This window comes from Rahnella sp. PD12R (genome assembly GCF_019200965.1).
Lineage (GTDB): Bacteria > Pseudomonadota > Gammaproteobacteria > Enterobacterales > Enterobacteriaceae > Rahnella > Rahnella laticis.
Window position 1 is genome coordinate 55,691 of record NZ_JAHTMS010000010.1, and the last position, 13,957, is coordinate 69,647.

At 53.8% G+C, this 13,957-nt stretch carries 14 protein-coding genes; 10 read left to right on the top strand and 4 right to left on the bottom strand.

Features of this window, described 5'->3' with window-relative positions:
* Positions 1-2: 2 nt before the first annotated feature.
* Genes KWG64_RS18945 through KWG64_RS18960 form a run of 4 tightly spaced genes read left to right on the top strand, consistent with a single transcriptional unit; the run spans position 3 to position 4,643 of the window.
* Positions 3-953, top strand: a complete 951-nt coding sequence (locus tag KWG64_RS18945) for a nucleoside hydrolase (RefSeq protein ID WP_218522795.1) — start codon at positions 3-5, stop codon at positions 951-953.
* Entirely contained in the window at positions 950-1,924 is a 975-nt protein-coding gene (locus KWG64_RS18950) for an ABC transporter permease (RefSeq protein ID WP_218522796.1), read from the top strand. Before KWG64_RS18945 ends, KWG64_RS18950 begins: the two co-directional genes overlap by 4 nt.
* Entirely contained in the window at positions 1,924-2,841 is a 918-nt protein-coding gene (locus tag KWG64_RS18955) for an ABC transporter permease (RefSeq protein ID WP_218522797.1), read from the top strand. Before KWG64_RS18950 ends, KWG64_RS18955 begins: the two co-directional genes overlap by 1 nt.
* A 2-nt stretch (positions 2,842-2,843) precedes the next feature.
* The gene (locus tag KWG64_RS18960) at positions 2,844-4,643 is read left to right on the top strand and encodes an ABC transporter ATP-binding protein (protein WP_218522798.1); all 1,800 of its coding nucleotides are present in this window, start codon (positions 2,844-2,846) and stop codon (positions 4,641-4,643) included.
* A 45-nt stretch (positions 4,644-4,688) separates the two neighbouring features.
* Here the strand turns inward: KWG64_RS18960 and KWG64_RS18965 are convergent, their stop codons facing one another.
* From KWG64_RS18965 to tssD, 3 genes are read right to left on the bottom strand one after another with little or no spacing between them, the layout of a single operon-like run.
* On the bottom strand, positions 4,689-5,027 hold the full coding sequence (locus KWG64_RS18965; protein ID WP_195813068.1) for a DUF1493 family protein: 339 nt from the start codon (positions 5,025-5,027) through the stop codon (positions 4,689-4,691).
* Entirely contained in the window at positions 5,021-5,461 is a 441-nt protein-coding gene (locus KWG64_RS18970) for an STM2901 family protein (protein ID WP_165059866.1), read from the bottom strand. The genes KWG64_RS18965 and KWG64_RS18970 overlap by 7 nt, the downstream gene beginning before the upstream one ends.
* A 6-nt stretch (positions 5,462-5,467) precedes the next feature.
* A complete protein-coding gene (tssD, locus tag KWG64_RS18975; protein ID WP_195813067.1) occupies positions 5,468-5,953 on the bottom strand; it encodes a type VI secretion system tube protein TssD in 486 nt (161 codons plus the stop codon).
* A gap of 433 nt (positions 5,954-6,386) precedes the next feature.
* On the opposite strand from tssD, the gene KWG64_RS18980 reads away from it, so the two are divergent.
* Positions 6,387-7,598 carry an MFS transporter gene (locus tag KWG64_RS18980; RefSeq protein ID WP_195813066.1) on the top strand — a complete coding sequence of 404 codons (1,212 nt, stop codon included), beginning with the start codon at positions 6,387-6,389 and terminating at the stop codon, positions 7,596-7,598.
* Between the two features lie 707 nt (positions 7,599-8,305).
* Positions 8,306-9,118: a methionine ABC transporter substrate-binding lipoprotein MetQ gene (metQ, locus tag KWG64_RS18985; protein ID WP_195813065.1), complete on the top strand. Its 813-nt coding sequence runs from the start codon at positions 8,306-8,308 to the stop codon at positions 9,116-9,118.
* Between the two features lie 86 nt (positions 9,119-9,204).
* Here metQ and KWG64_RS18990 read toward each other — a convergent pair whose 3' ends face one another.
* Entirely contained in the window at positions 9,205-9,384 is a 180-nt protein-coding gene (locus tag KWG64_RS18990) for a DUF2158 domain-containing protein (protein WP_195813064.1), read from the bottom strand.
* Between the two features lie 146 nt (positions 9,385-9,530).
* On the opposite strand from KWG64_RS18990, the gene KWG64_RS18995 reads away from it, so the two are divergent.
* The 4 genes from KWG64_RS18995 (at position 9,531) to ydcS (ending at position 13,836) form a co-directional block, all read left to right on the top strand.
* Positions 9,531-9,959, top strand: a complete 429-nt coding sequence (locus KWG64_RS18995; protein WP_218522799.1) for an OsmC family protein — start codon at positions 9,531-9,533, stop codon at positions 9,957-9,959.
* A gap of 184 nt (positions 9,960-10,143) precedes the next feature.
* Complete coding sequence (locus tag KWG64_RS19000) at positions 10,144-11,052, top strand: LysR substrate-binding domain-containing protein (RefSeq protein WP_104925231.1); 909 nt, start codon at positions 10,144-10,146, stop codon at positions 11,050-11,052.
* 146 nt (positions 11,053-11,198) lie between these two features.
* Complete coding sequence (locus tag KWG64_RS19005) at positions 11,199-12,662, top strand: gamma-aminobutyraldehyde dehydrogenase (protein WP_195813061.1); 1,464 nt, start codon at positions 11,199-11,201, stop codon at positions 12,660-12,662.
* A 34-nt stretch (positions 12,663-12,696) separates the two neighbouring features.
* Positions 12,697-13,836 (top strand): putative ABC transporter substrate-binding protein YdcS, encoded by a 1,140-nt coding sequence (gene ydcS, locus KWG64_RS19010; RefSeq protein WP_218522800.1) that lies wholly within the window; start codon positions 12,697-12,699, stop codon positions 13,834-13,836.
* Positions 13,837-13,957: the final 121 nt, after the last annotated feature.

Genomic DNA, 13,957 nt, shown 5'->3' on the forward strand with positions numbered 1-13,957 from the left:
CTATGACGCAGCGAATCATTATTGATACCGATCCGGGCGTGGATGACGCCATTGCGCTGTGGCTGGCGCTGGCTTCGCCGGAACTGGACGTGCTCGGCGTGACGGTGGTCGCCGGAAATGTGGCGCTGAAAGACGCCGTACAGAATGCCTGCAAAATTGTCGCGCTCTCGGGAAAAACCGCGACGCAGGTGTTTGCCGGTGCGCCCGGTCCGCTGGTGCGTGAACAGGTCTACGGAAAATACGCACATATCGGCGCGTTCAGAAATGAGCTGGTGCCGGATTGCGAACTGCAACCCCAGGCGGAACACGCCGTCGATTTTCTGGTGCGTACGCTGAGAAAAGCTGCCGGAGACAACGACCCGGTGACGTTGTGCGTGATTGGCCCGATGACCAATATTGCGCTGGCGCTCGGGATGCACCCGGACGTGGCGCGCGGCATTAAACAAATCGTCACCATGAGCTGCGCCTTTACCGCGCTCGGGCACCGCGTGCCCTGGGCTGAATTTAACGTGTACGCCGATCCTCACGCGGCGGAAAAAGTGTTTAACAGCGGCGTTCCGCTGGTGATCATGCCGCTGGATATGACGTTTCAGGCGCTGATTGGCACCGGTGATATCGACGCCCTGAAACAGGACGGCGGCCTTCCGGGGCAGGCTATTGCGGCGCTGCTGGGCGCGTTTGATCGCAGCGATTTACGCCGTTTTGGCCGCGACGGCGGGCCGGTTCATGACGCGACCGTGATCGCCTGGCTGCTGCAGCCGGGGCTGTTTGACGGTTTACCTGCCCGCGTGGGCGTTGAGATCTCCGGCAAAACCGCCGGTTATACCTATGCTGATTTCTGGCAAAAACTGGCGACACCGCCCAATGCGCACGTCATGCAGACCGTCGATGAATACGGATTCTTCAGCCTGCTGCGCCGCGTGATTTCCCGCTACGGCTCGGCGCAAAAATGAGCCGGTATCTGCTTGGGCGCTTCGGGCAAACGCTGCTCACGCTTTTTGTGATGTCGCTGCTGGTGTTTGGCGGCGTTTATCTGGTGGGAAATCCGGTGGATCTGCTGCTCAGCACCACCGCAACGCCCGCCGAACGGCTCAGCGTGATCCAGTCTTTTGGCCTCGACAAACCGGTGTGGGATCAGTACGGCCTGTTTTTGATGAACGCGCTGAACGGCGACATGGGCAACTCCTTTATCTACAACCAGCCCGCGCTGCATCTGATTTTCCAGCGGATGCCCGCCACGCTCGAACTGGCGCTGGTGGCGTTTTTGCTGGCGCTGGTGATTGGGATCCCGCTCGGCGTTTATGCCGGTTTGCGCCCGGACGGCTGGCTTTCCAAATCCATCATGACCGTCTCGATTTTAGGTTTCAGCCTGCCCACATTCTGGATCGGGCTGATGATGATTATGTTTTTCAGCGTCAAACTGGGCGTTTTGCCTGCGTCGGGGCGTGGCGCAACGGTGGACGTTTTTGGCGTACCCGTCAGCCTGTTTACCGCCGACGGCCTCGCGCATCTGATCCTGCCTGCGTTCAATCTCGCATTGTTCAAGATCTCGCTGATTATCCGCCTGACCCGCGCCGGTGTGCTTGAATGCCTGCAACAGGATTTCATCCGTTTTGCCCGCGCTAAAGGGCTTTCTGAAAGCCGCATCGTGCTGGTTCACGTTCTGAAAAACACGCTGATCCCGCTCATTACCGTCATCGGTCTGGAGCTGGGATCACTGATTGCCTTTGCCGTTGTTACCGAAACCATTTACGCCTGGCCGGGAATGGGCAAACTGATTATTGACTCGATTGCGGTGCTCGACCGGCCGGTGATTCTGGCGTATCTGATGATCACGGTAGTGATGTTCAGCCTGATCAACCTGCTGGTGGATATGTTGTACGTGCTGGTCGATCCGCGCGTGCGGCTGGGGGGCGAAAGCTGATGGCGTCAGATTCGGTACATACGCGAACCGTCGTGCAGGGCAAAGTGCATTCGGCGTTTTACCACACCGTGCGCGCGCTGCTGCGCAATAAATTCTCCCTTTGCGGCCTGATTATTTTAGGGATCGCTATTTTGCTGGCGGTGCTCGCACCGTGGATTTCGCCGCAAAATCCGTACGATTTATCGCAGCTCGACATTATGGATGGCCGCCTCAAACCGGGCACGGCCAGCATGAGCGGCATGATCTACTGGCTGGGCACGGACGATCAGGGGCGCGATTTACTGAGCGCCATTCTTTATGGCATGCGGACCAGCCTGCTGGTCGGCGTTTCAAGTGCGCTGACCGCCCTGACTATTGGCGCCGCGCTGGGGCTGACCAGTGCGTACGCCGGTGGCAAAACCGATGCGCTGATCATGCGCGTTGTTGATATCCAGCTGAGTTTCCCGCCGATTTTAATCGCGCTGATTTTGCTGGCGGTCCTCGGGCAGGGCGTCGATAAAATTATTCTGGCGCTGATCGTTACGCAGTGGGCGTACTACGCGCGCACGGTGCGCGGTTCGGCGCTGCTCGAACGCCGCAAAAGTTACGTGGACGCCGCGCGCAGCATGGCGCTGTCGAACCCGCGCATTCTGTTTCGCCACATTTTACCCAACTGCCTGCCGCCGCTTATTGTGGTCGCGACCATGCGCATTGCCTACGCGATCATGCTTGAGGCCACGCTCTCGTTTCTTGGCATCGGCCTGCCGGTGACGGAACCATCGCTGGGCTTACTCATCGCCAACGGCTTTGATTACCTGATGTCCGGCGACTACTGGATCAGCGTTTTCCCCGGCGTGACGCTGCTGGTGCTGATTGTCGCCATCAACTTAGTCGGCGATGCGCTGCGCGACATCCTTAACCCCCGGAATAAGGATTGAAGATGCACAATCCGGTTTTACAGGTCGAAAGCCTTAATACCGCTTTCAGCGCAGACGGCGGATGGCTGAACGTAGTGCGGGATCTTTCCTTCTCGATTGGCCCGAAAGAAACGCTGGCGCTGGTGGGCGAATCCGGCTCAGGGAAAAGCGTGACGGCGATGTCGGTCATGCGTTTGCTGGATGAAAAGCAGACCCGCTATTCGGGAAAAATTCAGTTCGGCGGACAGGATTTGCTCAGCCTGAACGCGCGTCAGATGCAGAGTATTCGCGGCAACCGCATCGGAATGATTTTTCAGGAACCGATGACCAGCCTGAATCCGGTGCTGAAAATCGGTGTCCAGATTACCGAAGTGCTCAAACGCCATCGCGGGATGGATGACGCCACCGCGCGCGCCGAAGCTGTCCGTTTGCTGGAAAAAGTGCGTATTCCGGCGGCCACCTCCCGGCTCAATGAATATCCGCTGAGCTTTTCCGGCGGCATGCGCCAGCGTGTGGTGATTGCCATCGCGCTGGCCTGTAATCCGCGTTTATTAATTGCAGACGAACCGACGACGGCGCTGGATGTCACTATTCAGGCGCAAATTCTGGCGCTGATAAAATCGCTTCAGGAAGAAGAGGGGATGTCGGTGCTGTTCATCACGCACGATATGGGCGTGGTGGCGGAAGTCGCTGACCGCACGCTGGTGATGCATCGCGGCGAAGCGGTGGAACAGGCGTCAACGCGCGAAATTTTTCATCTGCCGCAACACGCTTATACCCGCGCGCTGCTTTCGGCGGTGCCGCGGCTCGGCGCGATGGAAGGTACGACGCTGCCCGCCCGTTTTCCGCTGACGGACACGCGAACCGGAGCACCGCTGACGGTGGCCGAACCGGTCAACACGTTACGCGCCGGGCCGCCGGTGCTCGACGTAAAAAACCTGATCACCCGTTTTGATGTGAAATCCGGCCTGCTGCGGCGCGTGACGGCGCGCGTACATGCGGTTGAAGATCTCTCGTTCAGCCTGCAACCGGGCGAAACGCTCTCGCTGGTCGGTGAATCGGGCTGTGGAAAATCGACCACCGGCCGCACGATTTTGCGTCTCACCGAAGCCACCTCCGGCGACGTGCTGATCGCAGGTCAGGACATCCGCCGTGCCGATCCGGCGCATCTGGCGGAAATCCGCATGCAGGCGCAGATGATTTTTCAGGATCCGTATGAAAGCCTGAACCCGCGTATGCGAATCGGCCAGGCGATTGCCGAACCGATGATCAGTCTCGGCCTGCACAATGCAGAAGGCGCGAAACGCCGCGTCGCGCAACTGCTCGAACAGGTCGGGCTGCAAAGTAATATGGCGTCCCGATTTCCGCATCAGTTTTCCGGCGGCCAGCGTCAGCGGATCTGCATCGCACGCGCACTGGCGCTGGAACCTAAAATGATTATCGCCGATGAAGCCGTCTCGGCGCTGGACGTCTCAGTAAAAGCGCAGGTTATCAATCTGATGCTCGATCTCCAGCAGGAACTCGGGCTGGCGTATCTGTTTATCTCACATGATATGGCCGTCGTGGAACGTGTCAGCCATCGCGTGGCGGTGATGTATCTGGGGGAAATCGTGGAAATGGGGTCACGCGCGGATATTTTTGAAAACCCGCAACACGCCTATACCCGCAAACTGCTGGCCGCCGTGCCGGTGCCCGACCCGGATGTCCGCCGTAAACGAGCCGTCGCGCCGGAAGAACTCGCCAGCCCGCTGCGCAGCGCCAGCTATCTGCCGCCCGCCCGACATTACCGCGAAGTCGGCGCGGGGCATTTTGTGCAGGTTTGAATGAAATATCCGATCAGATAAGAGGGGAGGACTAAATTTAATTTTTTAGTCATACAGCCACTTTCCCGCACGCGCTGATTCAGCCAACATTTTGAGCGTTAATGGTAGTGGCTCCTCGTAATCATCTCCGCATGTGCATAACGCAAAGATTGATAGGCCAGACGCCTCAATTGGCCAGTACTTTAAGAAATCGAACCCCTGAGGTTCAACCTGGAATTTCTCGAAATATTCTTTCATGATGTCGTCCCCGGTTTCACACGCCCAGACATAACGGCCGGTAGAAAGGCTGGTATCAATAGTGACCGGCCAGCGTTTTTTAGAGAAATAACCCGGTTTGTTAAAACGCTCATTGTACCAATTTATGATTTCCTCATTACTTACCATAGGCGATCTTTCTCATTGGCAATGGTGTTAAAACGGTTAGTGGTTTTGCAGGCAATTGTAGCAACATCGTCCGCGAGTATTACCCAACCAACAAAAGGGATCCATCGGCCAACAAATGCCCCGAGATTTGTTACGTAGGAGAATTTTAACCGCCGGATACTCCCGTTAGTTAGAGTAGGCCATTGCTTAACCTCTATATTAAGCCATTGCCTCAGATGATAACTTAATATCGAGGTTCCAGGTGTTGCGCCAAGAGGTTTGGCACGTGTCGCTTTCATGGGCTGGCCGAGAACAATCAGAGCAAGGTTTGCAAAATCGGTAATCCCTACCTGTTTGCCGGTTTCATCCAGAAAAACCCAAAAGAACAGTTCCCCTGGTGATAAATTAGATAACCCGTTGAAGTAGTAGCCACTGGTTTGTTCGGTAGTATCCATATTTTGTTACCCGGTTATGCGCTCATTCCATGCATCACTGTACTGGATATTTCCATCCAAATATTTCCATGTGATTTTCTGATAGCGCAGTTGAATGGCTTCTTTATGGCCAACATTTATCACTGCTTTTGTGTCATGCATCATCGGGACGACAGAGACGATCTTCACGCCTTCCATGAACATGTTGAAATATTCAACTTCATGACCCGCGTCATTGATCCAGTACCATTTCAATTCTGCTGAGTTCAAGGTCTGGCCGGTGGCCACAGCTTTGTATAGGTAAGGTGAGGAGGAATCAAAATCCTTCTCAACCTGCATTGCTCCATGTACCCGCGTACCCGTGAGTTTTCCCGTGCCACTATCAGTGGGAATACTGAGGGAATGATTGAACGATGTGATTTCGATTGAGTGCTCGCGACCTCTGACATCGACTGACCCCTTAATCAGTGCACCGCCGTCGTCTTTGAGCCATAAGTAAGCTGGAATAGCCATATTTAACTCCCTGTCGTTTGTGTGACAACACCGTATGCTTCCCCGTGTCTATTAACAATTAGTGATTGATTATTAATGTTATTTTCAGAAAAGTAGTACATAAAATCGATAACTCAGCCTCGCAGAAACCAGTCACTTTTACCCTGCACATTTCAGTGGATGCCAGCCGAGATCCGCTCATTACGCAACTTAGTTACAACATACTTTATATGTGGAGAGATTTTCTGTCCGCGTTATCTGTATGTGCCCTGCAAACCGGCGGCATAAGATCCCTCTGTAAGCCGCATCGCAGGCGGGCTCTGGCTTAGTCCAAATGGTCATTAGAAATACCCTAACGATCGTTATAAATAATCTTGACCTGGTGACGGCGATCACGTTTTATTACGATCAAAATACATGTCCGTAATAATTCACCTCGCTAAGGATAACAATAATGACTGAGTGCTCATCGCTGGACACCCGGCCAGAGACGTCTGCTTTTCGCCGCTGGCTGGCGGTCTTTTCACTGGCCTGCGGCACCTTTGTTCTGGTTAACACTGAATTCCTGCCTATCGGCCTGCTGTCGCCGATTGCGCAATCTCTGGGCGTGACGGAAGGCCACGCCGGGCTGGCGGTGATGTTGCCGGGATTAATCGCGGCTATTTCTGCGCCGCTGATTATGCTTTTCGCCAAAAAAATGGATCGCCGGAATCTGCTTTTACTGCTCTCGGCGTCAGTGATTCTGGCAAACGGTATCGCGGTGATGGCCGAATCGTTCAACGTTTTGCTGATCGGACGCATTATTCTCGGCATCGGTGTCGGCGGTTTCTGGTCGTTTGCAATTCCGTCCGGACGCAGACTGGTGGCAGAAGAGCAGGGCGCACGCGCCATTTCGCTGATCACCGCCGGCGTGGCCGTCGGAACCGTGGCGGGCGTTCCGGCAGGGGCGTTTATCGGCGATTTGTATGGCTGGCGGATGGCGTTTACCCTCAACTCCGCGCTGGCGCTGGTTTTCTTCGTGCTGCAATGGCTGGCGCTGCCTTCTTTACCGGCGCAGCAGTCCATCGGCCTGCGCGCAATGCTCGGCGTGACGAAAGTGGCGGGGATCCGTTATGCGCTAATCATCGGTGTCTTTATGGCGGGCGGCCATTTCGCGGCTTACACCTATCTCGAACCCTGGCTGCGCTTTAATCTCAAACTGCCTGCCAGCGATATTTCCTTATTGCTGATGGGCTACGGGGTTGCAGGGCTGATTGGCACGCTGACCACGGAAATCACCGTGCGCGAATTTGGCGTGAAGAAAGCTTTCATGCTGAACATGTTGCTGCTGAGTCTTTCGGTGCTGGCGTTGTCGCTGTTTAACCTGCCGTTGCCGCTGGCCAGTGCGCTTGTGATCCTCTGGGGCCTGGCGTTTGGTGCGCTACCGGTGTGTCTCAATATCTGGACTTATCAGGCATCGCCCGCTTTGTTTGAAACCGGTTCAGCGTTACTGGTTTGCGTATTCCAGACCTCGCTGGCGCTGGGCGCGCTGTTCGGCGGGATCCTCGCGGACAATGCCGGTGTCAGCAGTGCGTTTCTGCTCGGCGGCGCGCTGACGCTGCTCGCGGGCATCACCATTTTCCTGTCACGCCCGCAACCTGTTGCGCTGCATTCCGCCAAAGAATGATCGTTTGCGATCAGGAAATCTTTCCACGTAAGCGATTCTGACCTCCCCGGAGCCTGCCTTTGGCGGGCTTTATTTGATTTAAGGCAATTTCAGCTCAATTATTGTTCGCATGAACTTCGCAGCCCTGCTATTTTTTTAACGGGGTTTAACCGGAGGGAGTGCGTTATATGAGAGTGTTGAGGAGTGAAAGGGACTATATATCGTGGATGTTTGAAGACTACTTTAAGTTTTCGGATTCCATCGTCTCACCATTAATGAGTGATGAGGAAATTCAGCAGGTTTTGGTTGAATTGCACCCTGATTCTTTTCCCTGCATTGGATATTTAACATCTTCACCAAATGGTTGTATTTATGATGTAAATTTTATTTCTCCTGACACGGTTTCAGCATGGGCGACGGAATTGAATGTAAGGTAATCCTATTTTATTGATAATGATATACACCATAAAAAACATGGTCTTAAGATTAATCCTAGGCCATGTTTTGTTTTTACTGAAACAAAATACGTGGAGGTTAAACAACAAATTAACAACACTCAGGTTATCGTTTTATAGAATTTAAGAATAAATGTCCGCCAAAAATTACGCTTTTTGCATTAGGTTATTTCTTTTTCGTATTTGCTCATGTGAAAACGTTTTGAAACACTGTGTCTGTAAAGCTACGGCTTCAATTTGAACACTTATTTATTCACGGAAAGAGTAAACCTCATGCGCACCGCAATAAAAATTTCACTCCTGGCGTTATCGCTGGTTGGCGCTCTGGCGCTGACGGCTTGTGATCAAAAATCCAAAGATAACCACATCAAAGTGGGCATCAGCGCGGGTATCGATCAGCAGATGTGGGAAACCATCAAGAAAACGGCCAAAGATAAATACAATCTGGACGTCGAAGTGGTGACCTTCAACGATTTCGTGCTGCCTAACTCTGCACTGAGTAGCGGCGATATTGACGTCAATTCCTTCCAGCACCGCCCGTATCTCGATAAACAAGTGAAAGAGCGCGGCTACAAACTGGTGGAAGTGGGTAAAACCTTTGTTTACCCGATCGCGGCGTATTCCCGCAAAATCAAATCCATCGATCAGCTGAGCGACGGCGCGCAGGTTGCCGTACCGAACGATCCGACTAACCTTGGTCGCTCGCTGTTACTGCTGCAAAAACAAGGGCTGATTAAACTGAAAGACGGCGTGGGTTTGCTGCCTACTTCGCTGGATATCATTGAGAACCCGAAACATCTCAAAATTGTTGAGATTGAAGCCCCGCAGCTGACCCGCGCAATTGACGATGACAAAATTGAACTGGCGGTGATCAACACCACGTATTCCGGTCAGGTTGGCCTGACGCCGGGCAAAAACGGTCTGTTCGTGGAAGACAAAGATTCGCCTTACGTGAACATTATTGTGGCGCGCGAAGATAACAAAGACAGTCAGGCCGTGAAGGAACTGGTTGAGGCTTATCAGACAGATGCAACAGTTAAAGCGGCGGATGCCATCTATCACGGTGATGCGGTAAAAGGCTGGTAAGAATACAATCGCCAATAAGTAATCATTGAATCCTGAGATTTCACAATCTCAGGATTTTTTGTCTCTGTAAAATCAAAAAGCCGTTTTCAGCAGACGCCGAAATCACCGTCTAAGTGATACAGATTCACAGAATCAGCGCTCACTTCGATCTCTTTTTTTGCAAAATCATCCGTACGCGCACACCACAACGTCTCGCCTTCCACGCGCAGCACAATCATTTGCGGTCCGCCGGTTTTTGACTGAACCAAATCCTGGGGTTTAAACATGTTTGTCTCTCTGTATTTTTGTGGGGGTGAATGAATTCCGTGATTTGCGATAAAACCGCGGTGAAGCCGCATAGCCGGGCGATCCTCGCGAATCACAGCGCTAAAGCTATACTTATAGCCAATGTAATACAAACCGGAGGAAAAACATGACCATTCATAAGAAAGGATCGGCGCACTGGGAAGGCGATATTAAACACGGTAAAGGTTACATCTCGTCTGAAAGTGGCGCCCTTAAGGATCAGCCGTACGGATTTAACACCCGTTTTGAAGGCAAAGCCGGAACCAACCCGGAAGAACTGATTGGCGCCGCGCATTCTGCGTGCTTCTCAATGGCGTTATCGCTGATGCTCGGCGAAGCAGGGCACACGCCGGAAAGCATCGATACCGTTGCAGATGTGTCACTGGATAAAGTAGATGGCGGATTTGCCATCACTAAGATTGCGCTCGACAGCAAAATCAAACTGCCGGGTATCGATAAAGACAAATTTGACGAAATCATCAAAAAAGCCAAAGCTGGCTGCCCGGTTTCACAGGTGCTGAAAGCGGAAATCACGCTGACTTATCAGCTCCACTGATACCTTCACCGCACCTCTTCTAAGCCATGCAAAGCGCATGGCTTTTTTGTGTCTGCTTCATAACTCTCACTTTAAGTTCTCCGCCCGTTTGACAAAAATCCGCCGCCTGCCATTACTTGATCATTCCCTTAAACCGAATGCTGAGCCATTGCGTTCGATTATATGTAGAGGTCTTGATCGCGCCATGTTGACGTTACGCCAGATCCGCCATTTTATTGCTGTCGCTGAGACCGGTTCGATTTCTGCGGCTGCGCAGGCTTCTTTTGTTTCGCAATCGTCGTTAACGCAGGCGATTCAGCAACTTGAAGTGGAAACCGAAGCGCGGCTGTTTGACCGTCACGCGAAGGGAATGACTTTGACGCATCAGGGGCATCAGTTTTTGCGCCAGTCGTATCTGATCCTCGCAACCGTTGATAACGCCAAACGCAGCCTGCAACTGGGCACCGAAAGTGTGACCGGGCAAATCACGCTGGGCGTAACCAGCCTGGTGGCCGGGTATTTTCTGGTGGATTTACTCAAGCAGTTCAACGCGTATTACCCGAACGTCGAGGTGAAAGTCGTCGAAGATGAGCGCCAGTACATCGAACATCTGCTGGTCAGCGGCGAAATTGATATCGGTGTGCTGATCCTCTCAAATCTTGAAGACCGCGATGCGCTCCAGACCGAAGTGCTGACCCACTCCTCTTACCGCTTGTGGCTGCCGCCGTTGCATCCGCTGCTGGAGCGTGAAAGCATTTCGCTGGCGGATATCGCTAACGAACCCCTGATCCAGCTCAATGTGGATGAAATGGAAAAGCACGCGCAGCGGCTGTGGGCGCGGGCGGGGCTGAAACCGAATATCGCGATGAAAACCGCCTCGACCGAAGCCGTGCGCAGCCTGGTGGCGGCAGGGCTTGGCGTGTCTGTTCAGCCGGACATGGCGTACCGCGCGTGGTCGCTGGAAGGCAATATGATCGAAGCCAGTAAACTGGAGGATTCCATCGAACCGCTGGATATCGGGCTGGCCTGGCGGCGTGGCAGTGCGCGGCCGGAACTGGTGACGCCGTTTCTCACCATTGCGCGGGAAAACAGCGCCAAGCGACGTCCGGCTTAACGGAACATTCGTTTTTTCCGAACGCAGCCTTCAGTAATTGCTATTTGTTGCCCTCAGAGAAATTACCTAATGTGAATAGACGAATTGTTACTAACAAATAACATTTTTGTTAATTCACGATGATTGTCTTCTCTGTGGGGTAAGCGATGTCGGATGCAGAATTTGTTGCCCGTTTTTCTGAAAAACATGCAATTAACGGCGACCTCCGGACCGGCGAGGGCGCCACGCAAAGTATTTTCAATCCCGCCACCGGTGAAGTCATTGCCGAAATCGCTGAAACCTCGCTTTCTCAGGTCGATCAGGCCGTCACCGCCGCCAACAATGCTTTTCTGCGCTGGTCACGCACCACGCCGGCTGAACGTGCATCGGTGCTTTTGCGCATTGCCGACGCTATCGAAAAACAGGCGTCGTCACTGGCGCAGCTGGAATCTGTTAACTGCGGAAAACCGCTGCATCAGGCGCTGAAAGACGATCTGCCTGCGGCCATCGACGTTTTTCGCTTCTTTGCCGGTGCGGTGCGATGTCAGCAAGGGCAGCTTTCCGGTGAATATCTTCCCGGCCACACGTCGATGGTGCGCCGCGATCCGCTGGGCGTGGTGGCGTCTATTGCGCCGTGGAATTACCCGCTGATGATGTCGGCGTGGAAGATTGCACCGGCGCTGGCCGCGGGAAATACCGTGGTTTTTAAACCTTCCGAACATACGCCGCTGACCATTCTTGCGCTGCTGCCAGCGTTACAGGAAATCCTGCCGCCCGGCGTGCTTAACGTGATCACCGGCAGCGGCGAGGGCGTCGGTAATGCGCTGGTCAGCCATCCGCACGTTCGTCTGATTTCCCTGACCGGCGATATCGTCACCGGCCAGCGCATTCTTCAGGCTGCGGTCAAAACCGTGAAACGTACGCATCTGGAACTGGGCGGTAAAGCGCCGGTGATTGTGTGCAATGACGCTGATATTGACGATGTGGTAGAGGCGGTCAGCCAGTGGGGATATTACAACGCAGGGCAGGACTGTACGTCCGCCTGCCGCGTTTATGCGCAGGCCGGGATTTATGAGCGTCTGGTAGAAAAATTGGGTGAGGCGGTCTCGCAGTTATCTTTCGCGCGCAAAAACGATAGCGAAAATTTTATGGGGCCGCTCATCAGCAGCCGCCAGCGGGATCGCGTGTCGAGCTTTGTAGAGCGGGCGCTGAGCCAGCCGCACATCGAGCGTATTACCGGCGCAGCGTCGCATTCCGGCCCCGGTTTTTATTACCAGCCGACGCTGCTGGCGGGCTGCCTGCAAAGTGATGAAATCGTCCAGCGCGAAGTGTTCGGGCCGGTCGTGAGCGTGACGCGGTTCGACACTATTGCGCAGGTCGTCAGCTGGGCAAACGAATCAGAATACGGACTGGCGTCGTCGGTCTGGACACAAAATATCGACCTGGCAATGCAAATCTCTTCCCACCTGCAATACGGCACCACCTGGATTAACACCCACTTTTCATTAGTCAGCGAAATGCCCCACGGCGGATTAAAACGCTCCGGGTACGGCAACGATCTTTCCAGTTATTCATTACAGGATTACAGCGTAGTCAGACACATCATGGCGAAGTTCAAACCACAATTCTAAAAACATATCTACGACGACAGGACAGGAGTAACCGATGAAAAAGCTATCTGCTATTTGTTTGGGCCTGCTGAGTTTTTTAAATACCGCTCTGGCCGCGGAAACACCGGCAAGTTTGGGTAAAGGCGAAGGCCAGTTAAATATTGTGGCCTGGCCGGGGTATATCGAGCGCGGTGAAAGCGACAAAAATTACGACTGGGTGACCCAGTTTGAAAAGCAAACCAGCTGCAAGGTGAATGTGAAAACCGCGGCGACGTCCGATGAAATGGTCAGCCTGATGGCGAAAGGCGGCTATGACCTGGTGACGGCGTCCGGCGATGCGTCGTTACGCCTGATTTACGGTAAACGCGTCCAGCCAATTAATCCGGCGCTGATCCCCAACTGGAAGAGTATCGATCCGCGTCTGACGCAGGGCGCATGGTTTAACGTTGGCGGAAAAGTGTACGGCACGCCGTATCAGTGGGGGCCAAACCTGCTGATGTATAACACCAAAACTTTCCCGACCGCGCCGGACAGCTGGGCGGTCATTTTCGTTGCGCAAAATCTGCCGGATGGCAAACCGAATCAGGGACGCGTGCAGGCGTATGACGGCCCGATCGCCATCGCGGATGCCGCGCTGTATCTGAAAAGCACCCAGCCGGATCTGAAAATCGACGATCCGTACCAGCTCAATGAAACCCAGTATGCCGTCGTGCTGAAACTGCTGCGCGCACAACATCCGCTGATCCACCGCTACTGGCACGATGCGTCGGTGCAGATGAGTGATTTCAAAAATGAAGGCGTAGTTGCCAGCTCTTCCTGGCCGTATCAGGCCAATGCGCTGAAAGGGGAGAAACAGCCGATTGCCACCGTGTTCCCGAAAGAGGGCGTTACCGGCTGGGCGGATACCACCATGTTAGCTGCTGATTCTGAGCATCCGAACTGTGCGTATCAGTGGATGAACTGGTCGCTTGAGCCAAAAGTGCAGGGCGACGTTGCCGCTTGGTTTGGCTCCGTGCCTGCGGTTCCGGCCGGATGCAAAGCCAGCCCGCTCTTAGGCACGGAAGGCTGCGAAACCAACGGTTTCAATAAGTTTGCGTCCATTTCCTTCTGGAAAACGCCGCAGGCCGAAGGCGGGAAGTTCGTTCCTTACAGCCGCTGGACACAAGACTACATCGCCATCATGGGCGGCAGATAATCCGCTTCATCCTTTGAGCCGTCTCTGCGTTGGCTGCGTTCGCGAACCCCGGTCACTTACTTCAGTAAGCTCCCGGGGATTCACTCAGTTGCCGCCTTGATACAACTCAAATGATTTTGCG